Origin of the sequence: Brevibacterium sp., from assembly GCF_052105255.1 — a bacterium.
In the GTDB taxonomy this organism is placed as follows: domain Bacteria; phylum Actinomycetota; class Actinomycetes; order Actinomycetales; family Brevibacteriaceae; genus Brevibacterium; species Brevibacterium linens_B.
Genome location: NZ_JBQDYQ010000010.1, coordinates 21590 through 48003, shown reverse-complemented (window position 1 = coordinate 48003; position 26414 = coordinate 21590). Strand labels below are relative to the sequence as shown.

25 protein-coding genes are annotated in these 26414 nt (G+C 65.6%); 13 read left to right on the top strand and 12 right to left on the bottom strand.

Annotation, left to right across the window (positions count from 1 at the left end; translation table 11 throughout):
- Positions 1–418 precede the first annotated feature (418 nt).
- From ACTIIH_RS05070 to pdxH, 4 genes are all read right to left on the bottom strand, one after another.
- Positions 419–1267 carry a C40 family peptidase gene (locus ACTIIH_RS05070; RefSeq protein ID WP_441450884.1) on the bottom strand — a complete coding sequence of 283 codons (849 nt, stop codon included), beginning with the start codon at positions 1265–1267 and terminating at the stop codon, positions 419–421.
- A gap of 478 nt (positions 1268–1745) precedes the next feature.
- Positions 1746–2432 carry a metal-dependent transcriptional regulator gene (locus ACTIIH_RS05065; protein ID WP_441450883.1) on the bottom strand — a complete coding sequence of 229 codons (687 nt, stop codon included), beginning with the start codon at positions 2430–2432 and terminating at the stop codon, positions 1746–1748.
- A 264-nt stretch (positions 2433–2696) separates the two neighbouring features.
- Positions 2697–4106: an aldehyde dehydrogenase family protein gene (locus ACTIIH_RS05060; RefSeq protein ID WP_441450906.1), complete on the bottom strand. Its 1410-nt coding sequence runs from the start codon at positions 4104–4106 to the stop codon at positions 2697–2699.
- Between the two features lie 19 nt (positions 4107–4125).
- On the bottom strand, positions 4126–4797 hold the full coding sequence (pdxH, locus tag ACTIIH_RS05055; RefSeq protein ID WP_441090803.1) for a pyridoxamine 5'-phosphate oxidase: 672 nt from the start codon (positions 4795–4797) through the stop codon (positions 4126–4128).
- 174 nt (positions 4798–4971) lie between these two features.
- Between pdxH and serC the strand changes: the two genes are divergently transcribed.
- Positions 4972–6153, top strand: coding sequence for a phosphoserine transaminase (serC, locus tag ACTIIH_RS05050; RefSeq protein WP_441450880.1), 1182 nt, complete (start codon positions 4972–4974; stop codon positions 6151–6153).
- Positions 6154–6370: 217 nt separating this feature from the next.
- Here the strand turns inward: serC and ACTIIH_RS05045 are convergent, their stop codons facing one another.
- The 5 genes from ACTIIH_RS05045 to ACTIIH_RS05025 all read right to left on the bottom strand — a co-directional run bounded on the left by ACTIIH_RS05045 (position 6371) and on the right by ACTIIH_RS05025 (position 10320).
- A complete protein-coding gene (locus tag ACTIIH_RS05045) occupies positions 6371–6868 on the bottom strand; it encodes a DUF456 domain-containing protein (protein ID WP_441090801.1) in 498 nt (165 codons plus the stop codon).
- Between the two features lie 176 nt (positions 6869–7044).
- Complete coding sequence (locus ACTIIH_RS05040; RefSeq protein ID WP_441450878.1) at positions 7045–8322, bottom strand: MFS transporter; 1278 nt, start codon at positions 8320–8322, stop codon at positions 7045–7047.
- Positions 8323–8330: 8 nt separating this feature from the next.
- Positions 8331–9290, bottom strand: coding sequence for a DUF3027 domain-containing protein (locus tag ACTIIH_RS05035; RefSeq protein WP_441090799.1), 960 nt, complete (start codon positions 9288–9290; stop codon positions 8331–8333).
- Positions 9290–9670: a cold-shock protein gene (locus ACTIIH_RS05030; RefSeq protein ID WP_101594737.1), complete on the bottom strand. Its 381-nt coding sequence runs from the start codon at positions 9668–9670 to the stop codon at positions 9290–9292. The genes ACTIIH_RS05035 and ACTIIH_RS05030 overlap by 1 nt, the downstream gene beginning before the upstream one ends.
- Before the next feature lie 419 nt (positions 9671–10089).
- On the bottom strand, positions 10090–10320 hold the full coding sequence (locus ACTIIH_RS05025) for a hypothetical protein (RefSeq protein WP_441092279.1): 231 nt from the start codon (positions 10318–10320) through the stop codon (positions 10090–10092).
- Positions 10321–10394: 74 nt separating this feature from the next.
- Here ACTIIH_RS05025 and ACTIIH_RS05020 point away from each other — a divergent pair, with 74 nt between their 5' ends.
- On the top strand, positions 10395–12530 hold the full coding sequence (locus tag ACTIIH_RS05020; RefSeq protein ID WP_441450875.1) for a helicase-associated domain-containing protein: 2136 nt from the start codon (positions 10395–10397) through the stop codon (positions 12528–12530).
- A gap of 136 nt (positions 12531–12666) precedes the next feature.
- Positions 12667–14301, top strand: a complete 1635-nt coding sequence (locus ACTIIH_RS05015; RefSeq protein WP_441092277.1) for a DNA repair helicase XPB — start codon at positions 12667–12669, stop codon at positions 14299–14301.
- A 76-nt stretch (positions 14302–14377) separates the two neighbouring features.
- Here ACTIIH_RS05015 and ACTIIH_RS05010 read toward each other — a convergent pair whose 3' ends face one another.
- Positions 14378–15340, bottom strand: a complete 963-nt coding sequence (locus tag ACTIIH_RS05010) for an EamA family transporter (RefSeq protein ID WP_441092276.1) — start codon at positions 15338–15340, stop codon at positions 14378–14380.
- Positions 15341–15567: 227 nt separating this feature from the next.
- Between ACTIIH_RS05010 and ACTIIH_RS05005 the strand changes: the two genes are divergently transcribed.
- From ACTIIH_RS05005 to pspAB, 10 genes are all read left to right on the top strand, one after another.
- Positions 15568–16167 (top strand): CGNR zinc finger domain-containing protein, encoded by a 600-nt coding sequence (locus ACTIIH_RS05005; RefSeq protein WP_441450872.1) that lies wholly within the window; start codon positions 15568–15570, stop codon positions 16165–16167.
- Positions 16168–16182: 15 nt separating this feature from the next.
- Positions 16183–16959, top strand: a complete 777-nt coding sequence (locus tag ACTIIH_RS05000) for a hypothetical protein (protein WP_441450870.1) — start codon at positions 16183–16185, stop codon at positions 16957–16959.
- Positions 16960–17203: 244 nt separating this feature from the next.
- Positions 17204–17962, top strand: coding sequence for a response regulator transcription factor (locus ACTIIH_RS04995; protein ID WP_025780466.1), 759 nt, complete (start codon positions 17204–17206; stop codon positions 17960–17962).
- Positions 17963–17992: 30 nt separating this feature from the next.
- Positions 17993–19924: a sensor histidine kinase gene (locus tag ACTIIH_RS04990; protein WP_441450869.1), complete on the top strand. Its 1932-nt coding sequence runs from the start codon at positions 17993–17995 to the stop codon at positions 19922–19924.
- Entirely contained in the window at positions 19921–21705 is a 1785-nt protein-coding gene (locus ACTIIH_RS04985; protein WP_441450867.1) for a trypsin-like peptidase domain-containing protein, read from the top strand. Before ACTIIH_RS04990 ends, ACTIIH_RS04985 begins: the two co-directional genes overlap by 4 nt.
- A 258-nt stretch (positions 21706–21963) precedes the next feature.
- Entirely contained in the window at positions 21964–22251 is a 288-nt protein-coding gene (locus tag ACTIIH_RS04980; RefSeq protein WP_035321190.1) for a WXG100 family type VII secretion target, read from the top strand.
- Positions 22252–22476: 225 nt separating this feature from the next.
- Entirely contained in the window at positions 22477–23226 is a 750-nt protein-coding gene (locus ACTIIH_RS04975; RefSeq protein ID WP_441092271.1) for a PspA/IM30 family protein, read from the top strand.
- Positions 23223–23507, top strand: a complete 285-nt coding sequence (pspAA, locus tag ACTIIH_RS04970; protein ID WP_025780459.1) for a PspA-associated protein PspAA — start codon at positions 23223–23225, stop codon at positions 23505–23507. The genes ACTIIH_RS04975 and pspAA overlap by 4 nt, the downstream gene beginning before the upstream one ends.
- A 79-nt stretch (positions 23508–23586) precedes the next feature.
- The gene (gene htpX / locus ACTIIH_RS04965; protein WP_441450864.1) at positions 23587–24498 is read left to right on the top strand and encodes a zinc metalloprotease HtpX; all 912 of its coding nucleotides are present in this window, start codon (positions 23587–23589) and stop codon (positions 24496–24498) included.
- Positions 24499–24545: 47 nt separating this feature from the next.
- Positions 24546–25145, top strand: a complete 600-nt coding sequence (pspAB, locus tag ACTIIH_RS04960; protein WP_169253201.1) for a PspA-associated protein PspAB — start codon at positions 24546–24548, stop codon at positions 25143–25145.
- A gap of 90 nt (positions 25146–25235) precedes the next feature.
- Here the strand turns inward: pspAB and ACTIIH_RS04955 are convergent, their stop codons facing one another.
- Together ACTIIH_RS04955 and ACTIIH_RS04950 are read right to left on the bottom strand one after the other, a co-directional pair.
- Positions 25236–25454 carry an RNA-binding S4 domain-containing protein gene (locus ACTIIH_RS04955; RefSeq protein ID WP_441092270.1) on the bottom strand — a complete coding sequence of 73 codons (219 nt, stop codon included), beginning with the start codon at positions 25452–25454 and terminating at the stop codon, positions 25236–25238.
- Positions 25454–26260: a hypothetical protein gene (locus ACTIIH_RS04950; protein ID WP_441450862.1), complete on the bottom strand. Its 807-nt coding sequence runs from the start codon at positions 26258–26260 to the stop codon at positions 25454–25456. Before ACTIIH_RS04950 ends, ACTIIH_RS04955 begins: the two co-directional genes overlap by 1 nt.
- Positions 26261–26414 lie beyond the last annotated feature (154 nt).

The window sequence follows — 26414 nt, the reverse complement described above, 5'->3', positions numbered from 1 at the left end:
ACCTGTCATGGAACTCAATCTTCTCCAGAGTAACGCCACGTGCGCCCGTGACCCAATTCATACCGCTCGCGTCACGGAAACTTCGGCTTGCGTTCACCGAACCGGGAGTTCAGCGCACTCACCGAACCGGGCGCAAGCGGTCCTACTGGCGCACGGGTGCGCGGGCCGGGCCGGCGCAAGCGGGCAGGCGCACGGGCGGCCGCAAGCGGGCGGGCGGGCCCACGGGCGGTCGGCCGAATGGAGCACATGAACTGCTTCGAAATTCATATGTGGTGATCTTGATCAGCACGTATGAATTTCGAACCAGAGAATGCTGACACACTGCCGGTGTGCGGGCTCAACTTTCCGGGCATGCGAAAAGCTCCCCGTGCGACTCGAGGACCGTCGAGTCGTACGGGGAGCTTTTCGCTGATGAAGATCAGAGAACGCGGATGAAGGTGACGTTGTCCATCCAGCTGTAGCTGCGCTTCGAGGTTCCCGAGCTCGGCGAACCGGCATCATACATCTGTCCGCCACCCGCGTAGATGCCGACGTGGCCGGGATGCCAGATGAGGTCACCGGGCTTGGCTTGGGACTGCGAGACGATCTGGCCTGCACCCTTCTGGGCACCGGAGGTGCGGGGCAGGTTCACGCCGACGTGGCTGTAGACCCAGGAGGTGTATCCGGAGCAGTCCCAGCCGCTCTGGCTGGTTCCACCCATGACGTAGGGGGTACCGACGCCCTTGGCCGCCCAGGCGAGGACCTGCTCGGCCTTGGATCCGTCGATGGATCCGGCACCCTTGGAGTCGGACTCGCCCGAATCGGACGATCCGCTGTTGGCGGTGTCGTCGGAGGTTCCGGCCGACTCATCGGAGTCAGCGGAGGAGGTTTCTGAGGAGGTTTCTGCAGGCTCGGGCTCGGGCTCGGACGTGGGCTCGGGCGCGGGCTTCGGGGCAGCCTCGGCGGTGATGGCCTTGCTCTCGACGCCGAAGGAGTCGGACTTCCTGTCGTCCTTCTTGCTGTTCGAGTCGTCGCCGATGGTGACGGTCTGGTTCTCGAAGTCGACCTTCTGGGTGGTCTCGGCTTCTGCGGAGACCTTGTTCTGGTCGTCGGCTCCCTGGCCGGCGGCCGGCATCACTGCGGCGGTCAGCAGACCACCGCTGGCAGCGACAACAGCTGCACGACGGCCGAAGACGCCCGAATTGGCGTTCAGAAGTTCAGTGAGTTCGGTCAGTGGAGTCTTGACCTTGGCATCGGCGGCGCGGCGGCCATGCTGCTTAGTTGCCACGTTTTTCCCTCTCGTCCCTATTGGCTGCCTCAGCCAACCGCCGCTATCGGTCCTTGGTATCTCGCAGCGAGCGCGGCGCTCGGATCTCGCTGTGAAGTCGTCAGTGCGTGAACGACCTCAACAACTGTAACCAATCGGTGACCGATTGTCACGTTTTTGTCACAACCACCGGAGGGAAACCGTGATGCTTTCCATAAACGTGCAGTTCAGAGGCCTAAAATGGCTTGAAATATTCGTAACATTTTCTCGTTATACGACGCGACCCAGGGGCGGAGAACCGCTCCCTGGGTCAGAGATCACAGTGATTTGTAACGAATCGGGGCTCAGGCACGCGCTCTTTCGTTACCGCTGCTCATCCTCGTCGTTATCGAGCCACAGCCTCGACGTTGCGAAACTCCAGCCTTGCCGTTATCAGGCCACAGCCTCGGTGCTACGGAACCCCAACCTCGACGTTGGGGAACTGAGACTTCTGTACGCCTCAGCTCCGGTAGGCGAAGACGTGCGAGGCAGTCTCGACCGGCAGGTCGAGCACGTCCTGCGCACCGGGCACCTGCACGGTGATGTATTCGCCGTTGCGCGAGATCTCGACGTCGCTGTCCGGCAGGACACCGGCGACCTGGAACTGCTGAAGCAGGTGAATATCGACCTGCAGGGGTTCGGCCAGCCAGGCGATCGTCAGCTTCTTCGCGCCGTCGCGGCCGACCGCCGTGGCGAGGTCGACGACCTCGGTGGCCGTCGAGGCTTCGCCGCCGATGACGTCGAGGCCCGGAATCGGGTTGCCGTAGGGTCCGGTGGAGGTCTCGGACAGCAGCTTCACGAGCTTGCGCTCGACCTGCTCGCTCATCACGTGTTCCCAGCGGCAGGCCTCGTCGTGGACGAGTTCCCACTCGAGTCCGACGACATCGGAGAGAAGGCGCTCGGCCAAACGGTGCTTGCGCATGACGTCGGTGGCGATCCGACGCCCCTCCGGGGTGAGCTCGAGATGGCGATCGTTGCCGACGTGGAGCAGACCGTCGCGCTCCATCCGCGCCACGGTCTGCGACACGGTGGGACCGGAATGATCCAGGCGCTCGGCGATGCGGGCACGCAAAGGCACGATCGACTGTTCCTCGAGCTCGATGATCGATTTGAGGTACATCTCAGTTGTATCAATGAGGTCGTTCACTTCTGACCAGCCACTCCACTCTTCGTCTTCAGGTCGTTTCGACCGTTTCAGGCGCTGTCACCAATTCGGGTCGCTGCGACCCTGTCCCGCCACGCACAGGCGAACCCGTTCCCGGCCGTTGCGATCTGGACCAATCCTATCGTGCGTTCAGCGAATCCCGTGAGTCGAGGAATCGCCTGGGTCCGCGCACGACACCGGCCACCGCCGGACGGCTCAGGCTACATGGGTTTCGGCCCGTCCGCGCAGGATTGCGCACCAGCCCACTCAGCCCGCGTTCGTGTAGGTCGTCTTGTGCACCGTGAAGAACTCCCGTGCCGCCTTCGCCTGCTCGCGGGGACCATAGCTCGACCCTTTCCGTCCGCCGAAGGACACGTGGTAGTCCACGCCTGCCGTCGGGGCGTTGACCATGACCATCCCGGTCTGGGCGTAACGCTTGAAGTGGGTCGAATATTTCAGGGAGGTCGTGAAGATGCCGGCCGAGAGTCCGAACTCGGTGTCGTTGGCGACCGCGAGCGCTTCGTCGTAGTCGGCGACCTCAATCACCGAGGCGACCGGGCCGAAGACCTCGTCGACGTTGATCGTGTCGCCCGGTTTCGTGCCCGTGACCAGAGCCGGTGCGAGCAAGTACCCACCCGTGCCCGATTCGATGAGCTCACCGCCGGTGACTTCCCCACCCTCAGCCCGGGCCGTGGCGATGTAGCCGAGATCCTGGTCGAGCTGAGCCCGGGAGACCACGGGGCCGATGGCGACTCCCTCGGCGCGGGCATCGCCGACCGTCAGTGCCGCCATCTTCTCCTTGAGCAGGGCGACGAATTCGTCGTGCACATCGGAGGTGACGATGAGGCGGGAGGACGCAGTGCAGCGCTGACCGGTGGAGAAGAAGGCACCATTGATCGCGGCGTCGGCGGCAGCTTCGAGATCGGCGTCGCCGAGCACGACGAGCGGGTTCTTCCCGCCCATTTCGCACTGCACCCTGATCTGGTGGGCCGCGGCCGAGGCGATGACGGACCGTCCGACGGCGACGGACCCGGTGAAGGTCACGGCGTCGATCTTCGCCGAGGTTGTCAGGGCGTCCCCGACCACGGAACCGGGCCCCATGACGAGGTTGAGGACTCCGTCGGGCAGTCCCGCCTCGGCGAGGATATCGGTGAGCGCGTACGCACTGGCGGGGACGAGCTCGGCAGGCTTGAACACGATCGTGTTGCCGAAGGCCAGAGCCGGGGCGATCTTCCAGGCCGGGATGGCGATCGGGAAGTTCCACGGGGTGATGATGCCGATGACGCCGATGGGTTCGTGCGTCATCTCAGCGATGAGTCCCGGGCGGACGGAGTCGACGATCTCGCCGGTGTTGCGGATGGTCTCACCGGCGAAGAACTTGAAGATCTGTGAGGCGCGCAGCACCTCGCCCTTGGCTTCGGCGAGCTGTTTTCCCTCTTCCCGGGCAAGGAGGTCGCCGAGTTCGTCGGCGCGGTCGGCGATCAGGCTTCCGGCCTTGTCGAGGATCGCAAAGCGCTGCTGTGAGCCGAGGTCTGCCCAGGCGGGGGCGGCAGCGCGGGCGGCATCGATCGCCGAGGCGACCGTGGCGGCATCCGCGCGGGCGAAGCGACCGATCACATCGGAAGGATCGGACGGGTTCGTGTTCGTCGGTGAGCGCCGGTGATCGTCTGGCCTCAGGGGTAGAAATCGTCTGGCCTCAGGGGTAGAGGCGGACGACCTCCCAGGCCGAGGCGTCGTCGAGGTCGGCCGCGTCGTGGCTGCCGTCGGCGCGGCGGAATACCCACCGGTCGTGGAACCGGTTCTGCTGGCCCTGCCAGAATTCGATCTCGAAGACGCGCACGCGGAACCCGCCCCAGTGATCGGGACGCGGCACGTCCTGGCCTTCGAGCTCGGCCGCCGCGGCATCGTATTCGGCCTGCATCTGCTCGCGGCTGGTCACTGGCTGGGACTGCTTGGACACGGTCGCCCCGATCTGCGATCCACGGGGGCGCACGGCGAAGTATGCGTCCGAGTCCTCGGGGGCGGCCACCTCGGCGAGGCCGCGGATGCGGACCTGTCGTTCCATGTCATGCCAGGGAAAGTTCACGGCGATGCGGGGATCGGCCTGCAGCGCCCGGCCCTTCGCCGAGTCATAGTCAGTGAAGAAGAGGAGTCCGCGCTCGTCGAGGCCTTTGAGCAGGACGATGCGCGAGCTCGGGCCCCATTCGTCGAGGGTCGAGACGGTCATCGCATTCGGTTCGCGGACGTGGTCGGCCGCTTCGTCGTACCACTGGCGCAGCAGGTCCAGGGGTGCGGTATCCGGGTGTTCGAAGACGGCAGAGTCATAGGACTTCCGGGTCTGCGGAAGACGATCGACGGGCTCACTCATGTCTTCACTCTACGACGCGGCACGGACACGAGTCAGCCGGGTCCCGCCTCGGCGGGTGCGGTCGAGGCGGGCGATGTCATGCATTCGTCACAGGGAGTGACAGTCGACGTCCGCCTTCTGTCACATGACGGGCCGGTCCCAGGCGGCGGACGGGCTCGCCGTAGAATGTCGAGCGTGACTGCGACGAATATTGAGATCCCGAAGAACCTCCTGCCCGCCGACGGACGCTTCGGGTCCGGCCCGGCCCGCATCCGCCCCGCCCAGATCGAGGCGCTCAACGCTGCTGCGACGAAGGTGCTCGGCACCAGCCACCGTCAGGCGCCGGTGAAGAACCTCGTCGGCCGCATCCGTTCCGGACTGGCCGAGCTGTTCAGCCTGCCCGAGGGTTTTGAAGTGGTGCTCGGCAACGGCGGGTCCACCGTGTTCTGGGACGTCGCGGCCTTCGGTCTCGTCCGCGAGCGGGCCGCGCACGCAACCTTCGGCGAGTTCGGTCAGAAGTTCGCGAAAGCCACCGACACCGCTCCGCACCTGAAGTCCTCCCTCATCCTGCACGCCGAACCGGGCACCGCCGCGATCCCGACGCCGGAGGCATTGGCTGCCGCTGGTCTCGTGGACTCCCCCGCCGAGGCGGCCGCCGGCGAGTCCGCCGCCGACGTCTTCGCCTGGCCCCACAATGAGACCTCGACCGGTGTGGCCGCTCGGATCGCCCGTCCGGCCGGAATCGCCGAGGATGCCCTCGTCGTCATCGACGCCACCTCGGGCGCCGGCGGCCTGGCTGTCGACATCGCCGAGACCGACGTCTACTACTTCGCCCCGCAGAAGAACATGGGCTCCGACGGCGGCCTGTGGGTGGCGATCATGTCGCCGCGGGCGATCGCTCGGGCACAGGAGATCAAGGACTCCGGACGTTGGATCCCGACCTCTCTCGACCTGGTCACCGCGATCGAGAACTCGGCCAAGGACCAGACCTACAACACACCGTCCGTGGCGACCCTGCTGCTGCTCGCCGAGCAGATCGAGTGGATCAACGGCAACGGCGGCCTATCCTGGGCAGCCGAACGGACCGCTGAGTCGGCCGGGCTCGTCTACGACTGGGCGGAATCCGCCGAGGCGGCCCACCCCTATGTCGTCGACCCGGCCGATCGTTCTTCGGTCGTGGCCACCGTCGACTTCGATGACTCGGTCGACGCGGCTGCCGTGGCCAAGGTGCTGCGGGCCAACGGCGTCGTCGACGTCGAACCGTACCGCAAGCTCGGCCGCAATCAGCTGCGCATCGCGACCTTCGTCTCCGTCGACCCGGCAGATGTGCGGGCGCTGCTGAACTGCATCGACTTCGTCATTGACGCCCTCAAATAAGAACCGCGTCGCCAGCGCAATTCCTCCACTGAGTGCCATAACCTCCCGTTGCACCGGGGTGTTATGGCACTCAGTGTGTCGGATGCGTCGGCAGGTGCAGGAGAAGCCGCTCCGGGTGCAAGCTGCCACAAATGGTGAGGGATGCTTGCGCCTCCCCTCATACGAGATGTGGGGGACGTACAGACTGCTCGGCACGAATCGTGCTCGGCACTGTGCCTCAGGCGAAGAAGTGGATGAGCACGCCGATGCCGAAGGTGATTCCGGCGAGCAAGGCGAGGATGAATTCGATGCCCGCGCCGATGCCGATCGCCTTGATCGACTCCCAGCTTGAGTTCCACGCCGTCTTCCCGTCCTTGAGGCGGGCATACTCGGCGAGGTAGAGGCCCGCGACGAAGCCGATCGGCAAGCCGAGCACGGGGATGACGAAGAAGCCGATGACCGCGAGCACCCCGCCCAGCAGCACCGAAGAGTTCGGCACCTGCATGGACTTGAGTTTGCGCCCGGTGAGCACGAGCGAGGCACTCATCCCCGCCGCGACGAACACGGCGACGATGGCGAAGATGATCCACGCGGCCGGCCCGCCGATGATGATCGCCCAGATGAGCACCGCAACGGCGATGAGGATCGACCCGGGCAGTACCGGCACGATGATGCCCAGGCACCCGACCAGGATCGCCAGGCCGACGAGCACCGAGGTGATGATGTCAGTTGTCACAGTCCGTCCGTTTCCCTTGCTCGACCCTCGAATCCCGCGACGAGGCGGTCGACCGAAATTCTATGACACGAACCTCCGGGTCCGCCGAGTGCCGGCCCGCCCCGAGCACCAGCACCTGCCGAGTGCCGGCTCCTGCCAATGCCGCCCCACGAGCATCAGCCCGCCCGCTCGTGCCCTCAGTGTGCGCTGCCGCCGGGCGGCCGGCCGTGGTAACTCAGGTGCAGCCGGATCCGCGACTTGGGGTCCCGGTGGAGTCGCAGCTCCTTGGCCGTGATCATCCACAGCAGGCCCACGGCGAAGGCGATGATCCCCGAGGCGGCTCCGACGACGAGCGCCATCCGCGGTCCGAAGGCGTCGGCGATCCAGCCGGCCAAGGGGGCGCCGATCGGGGTGCCGCCCATGACGACGGCCGCGTAGATCGCCATCACTCGACCGCGGTAGTTCGGAGCGGTGGTCGTCTGCACGTAGGCATTCGCCGAAGTCATCATCGTCAGTGACGAGAAACCGACGAACATGAGCGAGGCGGCGAAGAGGTAGTAGTCGGGCATCAGCGATGCCACACCCACCGCCACTCCGAAGCCGCCTGCGGCGCCGAAGACGAAGCGCAGCCGGGGTTTCTCCCGCCTGGCCGAGACCAGTGCTCCGGTCACGGACCCGATGGCCATGACGGAGTTGAGCAGACCGAAGCCGCTGGCGTCCTTGCCGAACTCGATCTTCGCCATCGTCGCCGTGTAGATGTTGAAGTTGAATCCGAAGGTCGCAATGATGAACAGCACGACGAGCACGACCGTGATGTCCGGGCGCCTGCGCAGGTATTTCAGTCCGCCGAGGACCCCGCCCGCACCGCGTCGACCAGAGGGATGCAGCTTCGATCGGTCCAACCGCAGCAGCACGGTCAGCGTCGCCGCGAAGCCGAGGCCGCTGATGAGGAAGACGGGACCAGGTCCGATGACAGCAGTGAGCACACCGGCCACGGCCGGACCGATCATGCGGGCGCCGTTGAAGGACGCCGAATTGAGGCTGACGGCGTTGGGCAGCAGTTTCTCACCGACGAGTTCGGAGACGAAGGCCTGCCTGGCCGGGTTGTCCAGGGTCGTGAGCATCCCGAGCGTGAACGCGAGCACGTAGACGTGCCAGAGGACGATGACGTCGGTGATGGTGAGGACGAAGAGGACGAGTCCGATGAATCCCAGCAGCGCCTGGGTGACCATGAGCAGACGCCTTTTGTCGAACTTGTCGACGAGGTTGCCCGCGAACGGGAACATGATCAGCTGCGGGCCCAGCTGCAGAGCCATCGTGATGCCCAAAGCTGATGCGTTGTTGTCCGTGAGCATGGTCAGGACGATCCAGTCCTGCGCCGTGCGCTGCATCCATGTCCCGGTGTTGGAGATCAGGGCACCGGCGAACCAGTGCCGGTAGTTCGGCTCCGACAGCGACCGGAACATCTGGGACATCGAGTGGTTCAGCCCTCCTGGAACTCGAGCTCGCCGGAGTAGTCGTCGACGACGGCTTCGGCAGGCTCGTTGTTGGGCCGCCTCACATCGGTCTCCGAATGCGCCCCACACCCGGATTCGAGTCCGACCACGCGACCGTCGAACGGTGACCACGCATTGGCGCAGACCCCGAACTTCTGGCGCAGCGATCCCGCGATCGGCATGAGGTAGCCGCAGCTGCCGCAATGTCCGGCCGCGCGTGAGGCGAACTCGCTGTCGGGGCCCGCATCGGATTCCGCCCACCGACTCGCCGCCGCGCTCAGCCCGTCGGAGGAGAGCACGCGTTCACGGCCCAGACCGAATTCGAAGTTCGCGATCTGGTCGATGTTGTCTGCCGAATTGTCCTCGGTCTGCTGGAAGCCCGGCTGCAGGTTCGGGTCCTGGTCGAGCTTCGGCAGGGTGTCGCGCGGACCCAAATCGCCGGGTTGAAGTCGTTCCTCCCACGGCACCCATTCGGGGGCGACGAGGGCGTCGGGTCCGGGCAGCAGCGCGGTTTCGCAGACCGTGACCTTCTTCGCTCGCGGTGCGCGGGCGAGCACGGCCACCCACCGCCACCCGCGATAGGTCGGGTCGGTGCACACGAAGTAATGGGTGACCAGACGGGTCGCCTCGGCCACCGTGCCCAGGTGTTCGCCGACGACGGCAGTGCCGGCCACCTCGGTGATGGCGGTGCGGGCGATGTCGATCGCTGCGGCCAGCTGGGTGTCGAGGACGACCTTTTCCGTGCCCGACCGTGTGCGCTCGGTCTTCGCCCCCTTCGCCGAGGCGGTCGTGGCGGAATCCGCGGCGACCGCGCTTGTTGCGGCGGTCGGCTCAACCGCTGCAGCGGACGCATCAGCGCCCGGGGTCGCCTCGGTGGTCTGTTCGGCGTCGTTCTCGACGGGCGCGGCGGTCTGCCGGGCCAGCCAATCACTGAACAGTGATGACATCAGGACTCCAAATCGTCGGCAATCGCCCGCAGCAGGCTGGCGACCTTGTTCCCATGGGTGGGGTCGGGGTAACGACCGTGCTGCAGTCCGTTGTTGAGGTCATCCAGTACTTTGATGACATCTTCAACCATAACTGCCATGTCCTCGGCCGGGCGTCGGCGGGCCTTGGCAACTTTGGCCGGAGTGGTCAGGGGGCGGGCCTTGAGCACCTGCGCTCCGCGGCGGGAATCGACGACATCGTATTCGAGTCGGGTGCCCTTGGTGACGTCGACCCCTTCGGGCAGCACGGAGGAATGGAGGAAGGCCTGCGAGCCGTCCTCGGCGATGACGAAGCCGAAGCCCTTCTCGGCATCGAACCATTTCACGCGTCCGGTGGGCATGATGTCCTTTCTGTCTGGTCGTACCCGCGGTGGCGGGCTGATCATACGGTGCCCGCTGGTGCGGACTGTGTGTCGGTCGGCTGCGGAATCGGATTCCGCAGCCGGGAGGCTGGTCGGATGGTGGGTCAGTGTGCAGGTCAGTGTGATCGAGTGCCCTGATGGCCGTCGGCCGGCGGTGGCGTCCGTGGGGCCGAGGGCATCGTATCGGCGATGAGATCTCCGGCTCGCTCACCCGCTGAAGCCGTGAACACCGTGCTGGTGAGCGCCTGATCGGCGGCGGAAGATCACGGGCACATGCGCGACCCGGTGGTCGGCCGCCTCGGCGAGATGGGGGGGGTTCGCACCGCCTCGATCACACTGTGCAGACGGGGTTCATGCCCGTCCCCGAACCTGCGAGGTGAGCGGCATGAACGGTGATATCAGCGGTGGCCCACCCCGGTCTGTCTGCGTCGGATGGCGGCTCGGATCATGGCCACGCAGGCGAGGATGACGGCGATGGGCACGAGGATCATGGGCAGATAGGTCAGCAGCGAACTGGGGGTCAGTCCCATCCAGGCCTGACCGAGGACGCCGATGAGACCGAGCGCCCCGATGGTTGCGGCGGCAACCGCGGCGACGACGATGGCTGTGTCGACTCGAGTGGCTGACAATGCGCGTCCTTCCGTCCGATCTCTGATCCGTAATCTGCCCCTCGATTGTACCCCTCGCGATAGACTGATCTGCGATGTCCATGACCTTCAGCCAGTGGCTGTCCCACAGTGCAGATGCCGAGTTCGAGTCCTTCGTCCGGACGCGACGCGACCTCCTCCAACCCGAGTCCCCGACGATGGCGGCCCTGGCCGCGGCCGCGTCCTCACGCATCGGGGTCTCCCGCGGCATCGAAGCCCTCGATGCGGGCACGCTCGAGGTCTTCATCGCCTTGGCCAAGGCGGCCCGGACGACGCCGGAGATCGAGGTCGCGAGCATTCCGCGTATCGATCCTGCCCTCGCCGAGGCGACCCTGCCCCGACTGCGCGACCTCGGCCTGGCATGGCCGGCCGGCGGGGACGGGGACGGTGCTGGGTCTGCTGAGTCTGCTGGATCTGCGGGGTCTGCGGTCGCGGGCGTGTGGAAGATCCAGTCCGAGGCCATCACCCTGCTGCCGACCTCGGCAGCCGAATCCTCCCGGGCCCATCCGTGGCAGATCGATGAGTCGTCGATCGATTCGAGCACGGCCGCGATCGGCCAGCCGCTCATCCACAACGGCGAACAGGCCGCCGTGGCCGAGGTCATCTCATCTCTGCGCGGGCTCGTCGATGAGCTCGCCGTCTCCCCGATCTCCCGGCTGACCAGCGGCGGCATCTCGAAACGCGATGTCTCCCGACTCGCCCGCACCCTTGAACTGGGTCTCGAGCAGACGATCACCCTGCTGCAGGCGGCGAAGTCGCTGCACCTCATCGGAGTCCTCGACGATGCGCTCGACCCGCAGTGGACGGCCGCCGATGATGCCGATTCCGCCCTCGCCGGTGATCGTGCCGCCCTGTGGGCGGACCTGGTTGGGGCCTGGCTGCGCGACCTGCTCGATGTCACTCAGCTGGCGGCCGGCGCAAGTGAGAACGAACGGCTGACCGTGCTCGCCGCCCCGAAGAAGTCCCTGTTCAAGGGATACGGGCTGTCGGTGCCGGCGATGCCGCTGCTGCGCTTCGCCGTGCTCTCGGTCCTGCACGACATCGGTCTGGGCACGGCACGGTCGGCAGGGTGGATCCACGCCGAGGTGCTGCGTCGTCATCCGCTGCTGCCGGCCCACGAGTTCGCGATGACCGAGGCCGTTCTCCACACGTGCGTCACCGTGGGGCTGGCGACGACACCGCTGCAGCAGCCGGAGCATTTCGGACCGAGCCGGTTCGGTCTTCGCCTGGTCGCCGGATTGGATCGGGCGATGGCCGAGCATGCAGCACAGGATCCCTCGATCCTGCCCCTGGGCGTGTCCGTCGAGGCCCTGACCGTACCCGGGGATGTCATCGCCGCGGTCACCGAGGGACTCGGGGCCGAGGTCGATACGGTGCTCATCCAGTCCGATCTCACCGCCGTGGCCACCGGCCCGATCGAACCGCGGGTCCACCGTATTCTGCGCAAGTACGCCGTCGTCGAGGCCCGCGGTCAGGGCACCGTCTATCGCATCGACGCCGAGACCATCGAGGACACGATGCAGGCCGGGCTCTCCCCGGATGAGGCGTTGGCCGAACTCGCCGAGATCAGTGCCGAAGAGCTGCCGTCGACGCTGGACTTCCTCGTGCAGAATACGGCATCGAAGCTGCGGCGGGTGCGAGTGGCCGGTGCCAGGTCGGTGCTCGTCGTCGACGATCCGGTCGACCTCGATGTCATCCTCTCCGATCAGGCGATGATGCCCGCCGGTCTCGAACGTCTGGCTCCGACGGTGGCGATCGCCCAACTGGGCCCGGAGCGGACGATGCATCTGCTCGAGGCCTCCGATCATCACGCTCTGCTGCATTCGGCGGCCGGTCCCGTGCGCAAACGCCGGGTGATCACCGAATCGGAACCCGAGGTCAGCGTCAGGCGACGTCCGCGGGTCAGTGACGGCCACCTCGGCGAATATATGCGGATCCTGCGGTCCGCACCGGCGGCGGCCGCGCCGGTGAGCACGGATGAGCCTCTGGGTCACATGGACCGACTGCGGGAAGCGGCGGAGACGAAGCAGCGCGTGCTCATTCGGATCGCGGATTCCCACGGCAAGGAGCGGACGATCGAGATGCTGCCGGCCACCCTCAACGCCGGCCGCGTCCGCGGAGTGGTGACGACCACCGGCGCCGAGGCGTCCCTGTCCGTCGCCCGCATCGTCTCCGTAGACCCCTCCCCTTAATTGCTACCCGACGGCGTCCCAGCAACCTGGCGCGGGGTTGCTGGGCCCCCGTCAGGTAGCTCGGAGCGGGAACAATCGGGGAGATGGACGTGTTGTGCCCTCTGGTGTCATCACACTTCGGGAAGGGAAGTATCGAATGAATGGTCCGTTGATCGTGCAGTCCGATCGGACTGTGCTGCTCGAATCGGGACATCCGATGGCCGTCGAGGCGGCCGTGGCGATCGCCCCGTTCGCGCAGCTGTCGCGGACCCCGGAGTACATCCACACCTATGAGATCACCCCGCTGGGACTGTGGAACGCGCGCGCCAGCGGCCATGATGCCGAATCCGTCGTCGATGTGCTCCTCGAATTCGCGAAGTACCCGGTCCCGCATGAGCTCCTCGTCGACATCGTCGACATCATGGACCGGTTCGGTGTGCTCACCCTGATCGACCACCCGATCCACGGACTGACCCTGACTTCGACGGAGACGGGGCTGCTCGATGAGCTAGTCGGTCAGCCCGATCTCGTCGGCAAGTTCGGTAAACGCATCGACGCCGAATCCGTCCTCGTCCACCCTTCCGAGCGCGGCGAACTCAAACACGCACTGCTGCAGCTGGGACACCCGGTGTCCGACCACGCCGGCTATGTCGACGGCGAAGCCCACGAGATCTCACTGTCCGACGATGCCCACGGCGGTCAGTGGCACCTGCGCGACTACCAGAAGCAGGCGATCGACCAGTCGCTGTCCGGTGAGTCCGGGGTCGTCGTTCTGCCGTGCGGTGCGGGGAAGACAGTCGTCGGTGTGGCCACCATGTCTCGGGTGCAGAAGACGACGCTCATCCTCGTGACGAACTCGGTCTCGGCGAAGCAGTGGAAGGACGAGATCCTGCGCCGCACCACCCTGACCGAAGACGAGGTCGGCGAATATTCGGGATCGACGAAGGAGATCCGCCCGATCACCATCGCCACCTACCAGGTGCTCACCACTCGCCGGAAGGGCTCGTATCTCCACCTTGAACTCCTCGATGCCAAGGACTGGGGCCTGGTCATCTATGACGAGGTGCACCTGCTTCCGGCACCGATCTTCCGACTGACCGCAAGCCTGCAGGCTCGCCGTCGCCTCGGCCTGACCGCGACGCTGGTGCGTGAGGACGGACGCGAGGACGAGGTGTTCTCCCTCATCGGCCCCAAGCAGTACGAGGTGCCGTGGAAGGAACTCGAACGGCTCGGCTATATCGCCTCGGCGGCCTGCCATGAAGTCCGCGTCCGCCTCGACGGCGGAACGCGAACCGCGTATGCCCGCGCCGACGGTGAGGACCGGTACCGGCTGGCTGCGACATCGGATGCGAAGCTGCCGATCGTCTCCGAGCTCGTCGCCGATCATCCGGATGCGCAGATCCTCGTCATCGGTCAGTATCTCGATCAGCTCGAGGAGATCGGAGCCGAACTCGGTGCGCCCGTGCTCACCGGGCAGACCCCAGAATCGGTGCGCCAGGAGCTCTTCCGCGAGTTCCGGTCCGGGGAGATCCCGGTGCTCGTGGTCTCGAAGGTCGCGAACTTCTCCGTGGACCTGCCGGCCGCCTCGGTGGCGATCCAGGTCTCCGGAGCCTTCGGGTCCCGGCAGGAGGAGGCTCAGCGCCTCGGTCGGATTCTGCGTCCGAAGGAAGACCAGGGGTCGGCCACGTTCTACACGGTCGTCGCCGCCGACACCATCGATGAGCACTTCGCCGCTCAGCGCCGCCGCTTCCTCACCGAACAGGGCTACAGCTACAGCATCGAAGTCCGCTGACACTCCCCTCAATTGCTACCTGACGGGGGCCCAGCAACCTGGCGTTGGAGGTTGCTGGGCCCCCGTCAGGTAGTAATTACGTAGTGATGAGGGAGGGTTCGGACTTGACCACGACCTCACGACGAGCGACGCGGCGGGCGAGGCGGGATTCGCCCCACTTGATGAAGCCGACGCCCCCGAGGATGAAGACTCCGCCGAAGAGCTGGATCGGGGCAGGCATCTCGAAGAGGACCAGCCAGGCGACGATGACGGAGAACGGGACCTCGACGAGGTTGACGAATGATCCGACCGTCGCCCCGACATAGCGCAGACCGAGGATCCCGGTGATGTAGGCACCGACGGTGAAGAGGACGATCATCGCCATCGGCACGACCCACGACATCGGCACCCCTCCGAAGTCGACGTCCGCCGTCACTGCGTTCCACGGCATGACCCCGACGAGCACGATGACCGACATCGCCAGCGCCCCGATGCCCATGCCCAGACCGGTCAGCGCGACTGGCGGGATCGTGATCGTGTCCTTCGCCGAGACGAGGAAGTAGCTGGCCAGGCAGACCGCGGCGGCCATGGCCATGACCACGCCGAGAATGCTGATCGACGATCCGCGCAGGTTGAGCACGAGCAGGAGTCCGATCATGGAGACGACGACTCCGATGAATGTCACGGTCGCCGGCCGCGTCCGTGTCCGCGCCCAGATCCAGAAGACGATGAGCATCGGCGCGGTCATCTCCAGCAGCAGCGCCACGGCCACGGTGAGGTGTTCGACGGCGACGAAGTAGAACCCCTGGACGCCGGCCATCGAGACCAGGCCGTAGGTGAGGACGGTGCGCCAGTGCGTGAGCACTTCGCCCCAGCGTCCGCGCAGGGCGATGAGGGTGGGGATGAGCAGCAGGACCGCGGAGCCGGCCAAGCGGATGAGCACCACCGCGCCCGGCGTCCACCCGACCTGGTACATCGTCTTCGCGATCGGCCCTGACACCGCGAAGAAGAACGCGGAGGCAAGAGTGAGCAGGAACCCTGCGATGACGGTGCGATTCATTCCTGACCTCCTGATGTGGTGAAACGTTGAGTGGCGTACGAGGACAGACGTCCCCGAGGTGGTGGTGCAGTGTTGAGTTGGTGGAGCGACGCTGGGTGGATGCTGCGGTGGCGGATCATCCCCTCGCCGAGGCGGTCCGATGACTGCCGGTTTCAGTATCGGCCCTGAAATTGAAATGGGTCAAGTGCATTTTGGTCATTACACCGTGTGGCAGAATGTCATTCACCATGGCTTTCATCTACGACATCCGCGCGAACCTCACGATGCTCGTCGACCTCCTCAACACCTCCGGCGACAACACGGACGGCGGCGATGAACTGACGACAACCGCGAAACTCCGCGGATTCGCGGCCCGACACGACTTCTCCGGACCTTTGACCGCCACCAGAAACGACGTCGACGAGACCCTGGACCTGCGTCGCAGATTCGCCGCAGCACTGGATGCGAGCATCGACGCCGGGACCGATGACGAGGTCGAAGCGGGGACGATCGCGGTCGTCGATGAGATCAATCTCACACTGAGCGACTCGGGGTCAGTGCCGCAATTGGTCAAACACGACCACTGGGACTGGCACCTGCACGCGACCGGCGCTCGAGCCAGCCTGGCCGACCGAGTGGCCGCCGATGTCGCTCTCGTCCTCATCGACCTCATCCGCTCCGGCGATCTCGACCGGCTCGGGCGCTGCGCCGCCGAGGACTGCCGCGCCTACCTCGCCGACTTCAGCCGCAATCGCTCGAAGCGCTTCTGCGACACCGGCAGCTGCGCCACCCGCACACACGTCGCGGCCTTCCGCGCCCGCCATTCCGACGCCGACTCCCACAACTGACCCGAGGAGCCGCCCATGTCACTTCAACCCTTGCGCATCACCGCCGGACGCAAGCTCGCCGCCGGCCTTGCAGGCATCATCACCATGTCGGTCACGCTGACGTCGGGCTTCGCCCTCGCAGCACTGGCTTTCCTCCCCGCAGGCTCCGGAGGACTGCTGAGCGAAAAAGTCCTCTTCAGCGCCCTCGCCGTCATCGCGGCCCTCGTCTCTGCCACCATCAGCTTTCTGCTCGTACTCGCCGCCCTCGGCCGCTTCCGCACCGGCGGCAGCCTGTCTCGATTCTTTCGGTATCAGCTGGCAGCACTCGGGGCCGGCGGCGGGCTCGGCCTCGGCTTCGCTCCAGCCATGACAGACGCGGCCCCGGTCTGGTGGGTGGCTGCAATCACCGCCGGTCTCGGACTCATCGCCGTCTCCCTGCTCGCATTCCGCAAGGCCCGCTATCCGATTCTCGACCGCCCTCCCTATCCCAATGCAGCCCTGGCCGAAGGCAGCGTCATCGATCATTGGTCCCGAGCCCACACGAGGGGCCCCAGCCTGACCGTGATTCACTTCGTCGACGACAAGGGCAGGGAGCGCTGGGCACGCCACCTCGTCCAGCAAGATCCATCGATGCCCGGAACACGCGGCCAAGTTGTCTATGACCGCCATCGCCCCGAAAGAGTCCGACGCTTCGCCGTCGCTCAACAGCTCTTCGATCTCCGCCCGCCTCGCGAGATCCGCGCGAATCCCGATACGTCGCCGCACACCGTTTTCCCGATGCCTCCAGACAGACGCCCACCCCGCCGGAGCTGAGGCACTAGCCCGCCCCGCATGGAACTGAGCGGAGCCCACCCACGAACGGCCGCCTCGGCGACCATTTCTGACCGCGAACTGACCGCAACCACATTTTTCACTGAAATCGGACCTTCGTTCCTGAGAGCGAATACCCGTTCCAGGACCCAAAAGGAGTTTCCTGAGAGTTTTTCAGTGGCGCACATCACATTCGCATTCAGCGAATCTCCAGCCTACTTCCAGAAATGGGTCTCAGACTGGATTCATGACTACAGCACAGAACGACATCGATATCGAAGCCACCCTGCTCGTGGTCGATGATGAGCCCAATATCCGCGAACTCCTGTCCACCAGTCTCCGCTTCGCCGGCTTCGACGTCGTCTCCGCTGCCAACGGGGCCGAGGCGCTGCGCTTGGCCGAGCAGACCGACATCGACCTCCTCGTCCTCGACGTCATGCTCCCGGACATGGACGGCTTCACCGTCACCCGCCGTCTGCGCCAGATCGGCATGAACGCCCCCGTCGTGTTCCTCACCGCCCGTGATGACACCTCGGACAAGATCACGGGACTGACCGTCGGCGGCGACGACTACGTGACGAAGCCCTTCAGCCTCGAAGAGGTCGTCGCCCGCATCCGCGCCGTCCTCCGCCGCACCCGCAATCTCGAGGACGAAGAGAACGCCGTCATCGTGGCGGGCGACCTCGAACTCGACGACGACACCCATGAGGTCCGCCGCTCCGGCATCCTCATCGACCTCTCCCCCACCGAATTCAAGCTGCTGCGCTACCTCATGCTCAACACGAACCGCGTCCTGTCGAAGTCGCAGATCCTCGACCATGTGTGGGAGTACGACTTCGGCGGCGACACCGGAATCGTCGAGTCCTATATCTCCTACCTGCGCCGCAAGATCGACGTCACCCCGGAGACGGATGCCGCCGGCCACCCCGTCGAGATGGAGTGGACGCCGATGATCCAGACCAAGCGCGGGGTCGGCTACATGCTGCGCACACCGGAATCCAAGTAGTCGTCCATGCAAGGGCGATAGATTACATACGTGCCGATAGAATCCCGTCCCTCCCGTCCCGGCTTCTGGGAAGAATGGTCTCTGACCACCAAGCTGCTGGCCATCATGATGCTGCTCATGCTGCTCGTCCTCACAGGGACGAGCGCGTGGGTGTTGGAGAACCTGCGCGACAGCCTCGTCCAGCGCACCGATGAGCGACTCATCAGCGCCTCGGAGACCCTGGCGAAGCAGGCCTACCAAGATGTGTTCCAACCGGCCGAACTCCAGTCCGGGGACGATGACGCCGAGGAGGCGCCGTCGTCGACGACGATCGATTCGAATTCCTGGGATCAGCTCAAGAGCCTGCTGCCGGGAGGGTTCTATGTGCAGTTCTACGACACGAACGGGGATCCGATCCGCGACCCCGTCGCTCCGGAGCCGCAGAACCATCCGATCCTGCCGAAGATCGATGAGAAGGAAGTCTATTCCCGCGGCGGCGAGCCCTTCACCGTCCCCGGAACGAGTTCGCAGTGGCGGGCGCGGGCGATGAAGGTGAAGAACACCGACGTGCTCGTGTCCATCGCGGTGCCCTTCGACCGCGAGGTCGACAACATCAACGAACGGGCACGGAACACGATGATCGGCATCGGCCTGCTGGCCCTGGCGATGGTCGCCGGAGTCGGCTATTGGGCGATCAACAACACGTTCCGACCGCTGCGCGATATCGAGAAGACCGCATCCCGCATCGCCGCCGGCGACCTGTCCCAACGTGTGCCCAGCTATCCGCGCAACACGGAGCTCGGGCGTCTGTCGGCGGCGCTGAATACGATGCTCGGACGCATCGAGGACTCCTTCGACGGGCAGACCCGGTCGGAGAAGCGCATCCGCCAGTTCGTCTCCGATGCCTCCCACGAGCTGCGTACTCCCCTGGTCACGATCCGCGGATATGCGGAGCTGTACCGGCAGGGTGCGATCACGAAGTCCGATGACATCGCCAACGCGATGGAGCGAATGGAGTCCGAGGCCAAGCGCATGGGCGTCCTCGTCGACGATCTCGTCGTCCTCGCCCGCCTCGACGAGCAGCGTGCCGCCGAGATCGGTCCGATCGACCTCCACAAAGTCGTCCGCGATGCCGCCGCCGATGCTGCCGCACAGGCCCCGGACCGCGATATCAGCTTCATCGGACTCGATGGTGAGGATGCTCAGCCGGTGCCGATGATCCGCGGTTCCGAGTCGAAGATCCGCCAGGTCATCGTCAACCTCGCCGGCAATGCCGTGCGCCACACGCCTGAGCACACCGCGATCGAATTCGCCGTCGGCGTCGTCGGTCTCCCCGAGCAGGTCGACCCGGACTCTGCGGACACCGGCGAGATCCGTGAGGGCGGGGCGCGAGGTCACAACGGTCGAAACGGTGGGAAGAACGGCGCGAAGGACAAACCGCGTGAACGCGGGTTCGTCACCGGAGGGGTCCGGATATTCCGCCGAGGCGACTCTGCCGGAAACGATCAAGCCGACACCCAGCCCACCCCCCAGCCCGGGGATCAGGCAGACCCACAGGGCACAGCGCAGACGGACCTGCCGACCGGTCCGGAACCCGACCAGCAGTCGAAGGATCAGGCCGACAGCTCCGAGGCGGCCAACATCGTCCCCGATGTCACCGCCGCCGGGTCGATCACGGTCGATGAGTCGCTGCGAGGATTCCCCAATGGCCGGGTCCGCTTCGAGGTCAGGGATCATGGCGACGGAATCGACCCCGAGGTGGTTCCCCGCATCTTCGAGCGCTTCTACCGTCTCGACGTGTCCCGGACCAGGGACACCGGCGGTTCGGGGCTCGGGCTGTCGATCGTCAAGGCGATCGTGGAGAATCACCATGGTGCGATCTCCGTCCACGAAACTCCGGGCGGCGGTGCGACGTTCCGCATCGACCTGCCCATCTCCGACAACGGCGAAACCACTGCGGACACACGAAAGGACGAGCGATGAACGAGAACAACGACTCCCAGAATCCGGATGAGGTGTCCAGCAGCGCCCGCTCGGACGATCAGACTCCACGCCCGTCGGTGAGTCCGGACAGCGGTTCCGCCGCCGAGGGGCGTCGCAGCCCGTCGGCCGGGGGCTACCGCGTGTCCGGGGCCGAGGTTCCGCGCACCTTCCCCTCTCAGTCCAACGGCCCTGCCCGGGTCAGTCCACCGGTCGCACCTCCCGAACGGCGCCCCGACGTGTCGCCGGCTCATGCGCAGAAGCCTGTGGACGGTTCCCCTCACCGAGGCGGATCTCCCGCCCAGCCGTCCTCCCCCTACCAGCCCGGTAGGCAGCAGGGCGGGCAGGCCAGCGGGCAACAGCCCGGCCAACCAATCGGTCAGACGGGCCAGCCGGGACAGCAGGGACGGCCCCAGCAGCCGCCGCCGTATCCACCGAACGGGCAGCAGAACGGTCCCGGCCAGCAGAACACTCCGGGGCAGCCGACCGGTTCGAACTCCTATTCCGCGGTGCCCGTGCCGGGTCCCTATTCTTCGGAATTCGCGGCCGTCGGTTCACAGCCCGGACCGGGAGGACCAGCAGGACCCGGTGGACCGGCAGGATCCGGTGGGCCAGTCGGACCCGGCGGGCAGGGCGGACCGGACGCGTTCGGTCCGTACGGAGCTCAGCAGCCGCCTCGGCGAGAGAGGAAGGGACCCGGTTGGGGTGCGACGATCGCGATCGGCCTGGTGGCCGCCCTCCTTGGTGGGGCTCTCGCATTCGGCGGGAACTATGCGCTCTCGTCACTGCAGGAAGATGAGCCGCGCAAGGTCGCCGAGGAGACGATCGAGACCCCGGACTGGACGCAGGTCGCCGAGAAGACCTCGGACAGCGTGACGTCGATTCAGGTCGGCACTCGCGGTCAGGTCCAGGGGCTCGGCTCAGGTGCGCTGTACGACGATCAGGGCCACGTCGTCACGAACAACCACGTCGTCGCACCAGCGGACACCCCCGACGGCGAGATCGCCGTGACCATGAAGAACGGTGAGACGACGGAGGCGACGATCGTCGGCCGTGATCCGTCGACCGATATCGCCATCATCAAGCTCGAGCAGGTCCCCGACGGTGTGAAACCGCTGGTCATCGGTGATTCGAAGAAGCTGACCGTAGGCGACCCGGTGATGGCCCTGGGCAATCCCCTGGGTCTGGCCAACACCGTGACCACCGGCATCGTCTCGGCGCTCGACCGTCCGGTGTCGACGGAGAACATCGGCGAGGATGCGTCCTCGCAGGAGAAGGAGATGACGATCACGAATGCCATCCAGACGGATGCGGCGATCAACCCCGGCAACTCGGGTGGACCGCTGGTCAACGGCGATGGCGAGTTCATCGGCGTGAACTCGGCGGCGGCATCGCTGAGTCAGGGCGAGGGAGGACAGTCCGGATCGATCGGCATCGGGTTCGCGATCCCCGCGAACCAGGCCGTGATGATCTCCGATCAGCTCATCTCCTCCGGCAAGGCCCGGCATCCGTTCCTCGGCATCACCCTCACCGACGGGCACATCAACAGCGGCGGGATCAGCCGCGGCAGCGCCAAGGTGCAGTCCGTGGCCAGCGGATCCCCGGCGTCCAAGGCTGGGATCAAGGACGGAGACGACATCGTCGAGGTGGCCGGAACCAAGGTGAACAACGCCATCGCCCTGCGCGCCCTCGTCCGCGCGCAGCCGGTGAACACTCCGGTCGAAGTCACCGTGGTCCGCGGAGGGAAGGAACAGAAGCTCGACGTCACACTCGTGCTGCAGTAGTCGCGCGGCTGACACGTCGGGGCCCCGCGCATCAGCGACCCACGCATCAGCACGCTCGCGCGTCAGCGCACTCCCGAGTCAACGACTCGCGCGTCAGAACCTGGGGACACTGCCGCGACTGAGCCGCCTGGAGGGTGTGGACAGCCGAACGCTGTCCACACCCTCTTTCCGCGCCCTTCCGCTCTTCGCCCCCGGCCGTCGACACTGAAGTGGTCTCGCCCGACCGTGGCGGGTCGATCCTGACCAAGAGGAATGATGATGAGTTTCGAAGTCGACGCCGAACGCGTCCAGTCCGCGGCCACCGCCGCTGCGAACACCTCCCGCAATCTCGTGTCCGAATCCGACACGATGATGCGCAATCTGCTCGCCCTCCAGGAATGCTGGCGCGGCAGCGCGGCACAGAACTTCCAGGCCGTGGTCAACCAGTGGGAGCGCGCGCAGAAGCAGCTCATGGAATCGCTCAACTCCGTCCATGGTGCACTCCACACGGCCGCCCGGCAGTACTCCGAAGTCGAGGCGGCGAACTCGCGGCTCTTCGCCCCCTGAGCCGATCGAGTCCCACCCGTCAAGGGTCACAGGCCCCTGGTCGCGTATCCCCCGAGATACCGAAGCCGGGATCTGTCAGTTCTCGTAGTCGGCGTCTGGCAAACTATCAGCCTTTCTCAGTAGACTTGAGAACGATAGTTCGCGGCGGTGTTGGCCAAGAATCTCCGGACCGGGGTGAATCGGGTTGGCAGCGTCGGGTCAAACCAATGCAGGAGTCGACTACGGATGAGTATCTTCCAACGGATCGCGACGATCTTCGGTGCCAAGGCCAACAAAGCTCTGGACAAGGCCGAGAACCCCAACGAAACCCTCGACTATTCGTACCAGAAGCAGTTGGAGCTGTTGCAGAAGGTCCGTCGTGGTGTTGCCGATGTCGCCACCAGCCGCAAGCGCCTCGAGCTGCAGATCAACCAGCTCGAACAGCAGCAGAACAAGCTCTCCGGTCAGGCCGAGAAGGCCATGCAGATCGGTCGTGAGGATCTCGCCCGTGAGGCTCTGACCCGCAAGTCCGGACTGACCCAGCAGATCACCGACCTGCAGACCCAGCACGAAGGACTGCAGGGTGAGGAGCAGAAGCTCACCCTCGCCTCGCAGCGCCTGCAGGCTAAGGTCGACGCCTTCCGGACGAAGAAGGAGACGCTGAAGGCCACGTACAACGCCGCCGACGCACAGTCCAAGATCGGCGAGGCGTTCTCGGGCATCTCGGAAGAGCTCGGCGACGTCGGACTCGCCGTCCAGCGCGCCGAGGACAAGACTGCGAATCTGCAGGCGCGCGCAGGGGCCGTCGACGAGCTTCTCGCCTCAGGTGCACTCGACGATGTGACGGGAACCCAGAAGGACGACATCACAGCCCAGCTCGACTCCCTCTCCAGCGAAAATGATGTCGAGATGGAACTCCAGCGGATGCGCGAGTCCCTGCCTGCCGGCTCCGAGGCGAAGGATCAGAAGTCGCTCGAAGGTGAGGATCGGCAATGATCATCCGCATCATGGGCGAAGGTCAGTTCGACGTCGCCGACGTCGACCAGGACCTGCTGCAGAAGTACGACAACCAGGTCGAAGACGCCGTCAATGCCGGAGACGAGGAAGCAGTGCGAACAGCGCTGACGTCCCTGCACGACTACGTCACTGCCAACGGCCAGCCGGTCGCCGATGACTACCTCGGGTCCTCCGATGTCGTCATTCCGTTCGCCGACGCCACCCTGGCCGAGATCGCCGAACTGCTCACCGGCGAGGGTTTCATCCCCGACCCGGCCTGAAACCACGGAGTACCTAAATGCACCCGGCCCATTGTCTTCGACAGTGGGCCGGTTCTGCCACTGCCAGAGAGGAACCACGATGAAGAATCGCTTCGTCAAAGACAACGGACTGACCATGCGGATGGGATGGACGATCTTCCTCAACGGACTCATCTATGTCGTGCTCATCCTCGCGATCTGGTGGATCATCGGGCAGAGCGTCGGCGGAGTCATCGTCGCCGTCCTCGTCAGCGCCGGCGCGTTCTTCTTCCAGTGGTACTTCTCCGACAAGATCGCCATGCGTGCGATGGGCGGCCGGGAGGTCTCCCCCGAGGAGGCTCCGGAGCTGCATACGATCGTCGACCGGCTCTGCCAGCTGGCCGATGCGCCGAAACCCCGCGTGGCCGTCTCGAATTCTCCGATCCCCAATGCCTTCGCCACCGGCCGTTCCCCCGAGCGCTCGGTGGTGTGCGTGACCCGTGGTCTGCTCGAGAAGCTCGACCGCGATGAGGTCGAAGTCGTCCTCGCCCATGAGCTCTCCCACGTTGCCCACCGGGACGTGACCGTGATGACCGTCGCCGGCGTCACCGGAGTCGTCGCCGCGCTGATGATGCGCGCCGGGTACTACATGAGCTTCGGACGGTCGAACAACAATAACAACGGCATTCCGATCCAGCTGCTGTTCATCCTCGTCGGAGCCGTCGTCTACGGACTCTCGTTCGTCCTCATCCGCGCGCTGTCGCGATATCGTGAGCTGGCCGCCGACCGCGCCGCAGCCATCCTCACCGGCGCACCGTCAACCCTGGCCTCGGCGCTGACGAAGCTGAGCGGCGACATGGCCAAGATTCCGGAGAAGGACCTGCGGTCGTCCGCCTCGGCGAATCACCTGGCTCTCATTCCCGCCATCAGCGGAAAAGCCGCATTCGGCCAGCTCTTCTCCACTCACCCCTCGCTCGAGAAGCGCCTGGATCAGCTGGCGAAGATCTCCGCTCAGCTCTCCCGGCCAGAGTGAGCACCCACCGCACCCTTTGAACTGCGCACCACCGAATTAGGAGCTCCATGGGATTCTTCGACGCACTGCTCGGCCGGTCCAAGCCGAAACGGGCCAACCTCGACGACCTCTTCGCCCTGCCGCCGGCGGCGCTGACGCTGCAGGCGGCGACCGGCTTCACTCCCACGGGCGTCGGAGCCGTCGCGTTCCGCCAGGTCGAGGGTGCCGCGTTCCAGTCCGCCGAGTCCGAAAGCGTCGCCCTCATCGGTTCCGACCCAGCTGCCTCGGTGCGGCAGGAGAACGACGGCTTCGGGTTCACCTGGCAGGTCGTGGCCGATGGGAACGCCGAGGTCGTCAACCTCGTCACGAACATCCACGCCGTGAACTCGGCGCTGGTCAATCAGGGTTTCGACACGATGCTGCTGTGCACGACCGTGTACTTCGTCCATCCCGACGGGCGTCGGATGGCGTTGGTCTATCAGTACAAGCGCGGAACCTTCTACCCGTTCGTGCAGTCAGGACCGAAGCAGCGGGACAACCCCCTGGAGATCCAGGTCAAGGGCGTTCTCTCCGGCGAGCTGCCGTTCGAGGAGGACACGTCGAACTGGTCGGCGCTGTGGGACGCCCCGGGCATGAACGACACCCCGGGTGCTCCCGAGCTGCAGTAGGCATGTCAGTCGGGGCGGCAGAAATGTCAGTCCGGACAGACGAGTGGAGGGCGTCCCCGCGGGGACGCCCTCCACTCGTATCTGAGACTGTCAGCCTTCTTCGGCGGCCACCTCGATGACTTCGCCGAGGGCTTCGATGCGGTCGCCGGGACGGATCGTGGCACCACGGCGAGTCTCGACCTCGCCGTTGACGCTGACCTCGCCGTCGGCGATCAAGTCCTTGGCCATGGCGCCGTGTTCGGCGATTCCGTGGAGTTTGAGCAGCTGGCCGAGTCTGATCGACTCGCCGCGGATCTCGATCGTGTCCATCAGAACAGGTCTCCGAATCCGTCGAACAGGCCGCCGCCGTCGCCGCCGTCACCTCCGAAGAAGCCACCGCCGTCGCCGCCGATGTCTCCACCGGCGTCGCCCATATCGCCTCCGTAGGCACCGTCCCAGCCGCCGCCCATTCCGCCGAACATCATGGCACCCATGAGGACGCCGGGCAGCAGGCCCGAACCGGCGTAGGAGTTGAAGTAGCCGCGGTTGTATTCGGCGTAGGCCGGTCCGGCCTCCCAGTAGGCGCGACGGGTGTGTCCGTCTCCGGTCACGACCTTGCGCACCAGCGGATCTGCACCGACAGCGACTCGTTCGGCATCGGCGGCGCACACGGGTACCGGGCGCAGCTGACCGCCGGCCGGAGCCCAGTCGATGTCTTCGACCGAGGGTCCGTGCTGGGGGTTGAAGAAGCAGGGCGGACGACGCACCGGCAGGGGTTTGCCTTCGAACCGGGCGCGAACGCACTTGGCGGCGTAACGGCCGTCTTCGAGCGCCTCAGTGACGTGGCGGATGTCAGCGGGTTCGGCGACCTTCTCGAGCGTCTCCTTGGCGATGTCGTACGAGTCGAGCGCCTGCTTGTAGTCCTGCGCTCCGCCCGTGTCGAGGTCGACTCCCGCGGTGATGACGTCGAGTTCGGCGACTTCTTCGCCGAATGAGGTGACGTCCTCTTCAGCGGTCTTCTTCACCTGCTGAAGTTCGGCGGCGTGCAATTCCTGCTGCCGCTTCTTCTCCTTGCGGTGGCCGATGAAGAAGACGGCCCCGAGAACTACGAGCAGCAACAGAAATACTTCAGTCACGATCCATGCCTCCCAGGCTAGCTTTGTCCTCGAACAGTATGCCCGATGAAGCTGACAGGCGTCTGAGCCTGTGCCCCACATCTGCTCAGTTCCAGGCGATCGGCGACGCAGTCGCAGGCCATCGACGACAGCTCAATCCCAGGCCATCGACGAC

Coding starts and splice junctions, on each gene's coding strand:
- pdxH (WP_441090803.1), bottom strand. CDS start 4,797: ATGAGTGAGCCCGTCGATCGTCTTCCGCAGACCCGGAAGTCCTATGAC.
- ACTIIH_RS05040 (WP_441450878.1), bottom strand. CDS start 8,322: ATGTCCCAGATGTTCCGGTCGCTGTCGGAGCCGAACTACCGGCACTGG.
- ACTIIH_RS05035 (WP_441090799.1), bottom strand. CDS start 9,290: ATGTCATCACTGTTCAGTGATTGGCTGGCCCGGCAGACCGCCGCGCCC.
- ACTIIH_RS05030 (WP_101594737.1), bottom strand. CDS start 9,670: ATGCCCACCGGACGCGTGAAATGGTTCGATGCCGAGAAGGGCTTCGGC.
- ACTIIH_RS05020 (WP_441450875.1), top strand. CDS start 10,395: ATGTCCATGACCTTCAGCCAGTGGCTGTCCCACAGTGCAGATGCCGAG.
- ACTIIH_RS05015 (WP_441092277.1), top strand. CDS start 12,667: ATGAATGGTCCGTTGATCGTGCAGTCCGATCGGACTGTGCTGCTCGAA.
- ACTIIH_RS05010 (WP_441092276.1), bottom strand. CDS start 15,340: ATGAATCGCACCGTCATCGCAGGGTTCCTGCTCACTCTTGCCTCCGCG.
- ACTIIH_RS05005 (WP_441450872.1), top strand. CDS start 15,568: ATGGCTTTCATCTACGACATCCGCGCGAACCTCACGATGCTCGTCGAC.
- ACTIIH_RS05000 (WP_441450870.1), top strand. CDS start 16,183: ATGTCACTTCAACCCTTGCGCATCACCGCCGGACGCAAGCTCGCCGCC.
- ACTIIH_RS04995 (WP_025780466.1), top strand. CDS start 17,204: ATGACTACAGCACAGAACGACATCGATATCGAAGCCACCCTGCTCGTG.
- ACTIIH_RS04985 (WP_441450867.1), top strand. CDS start 19,921: ATGAACGAGAACAACGACTCCCAGAATCCGGATGAGGTGTCCAGCAGC.
- ACTIIH_RS04980 (WP_035321190.1), top strand. CDS start 21,964: ATGAGTTTCGAAGTCGACGCCGAACGCGTCCAGTCCGCGGCCACCGCC.
- ACTIIH_RS04975 (WP_441092271.1), top strand. CDS start 22,477: ATGAGTATCTTCCAACGGATCGCGACGATCTTCGGTGCCAAGGCCAAC.
- pspAA (WP_025780459.1), top strand. CDS start 23,223: ATGATCATCCGCATCATGGGCGAAGGTCAGTTCGACGTCGCCGACGTC.
- htpX (WP_441450864.1), top strand. CDS start 23,587: ATGAAGAATCGCTTCGTCAAAGACAACGGACTGACCATGCGGATGGGA.
- pspAB (WP_169253201.1), top strand. CDS start 24,546: ATGGGATTCTTCGACGCACTGCTCGGCCGGTCCAAGCCGAAACGGGCC.
- ACTIIH_RS04955 (WP_441092270.1), bottom strand. CDS start 25,454: ATGGACACGATCGAGATCCGCGGCGAGTCGATCAGACTCGGCCAGCTG.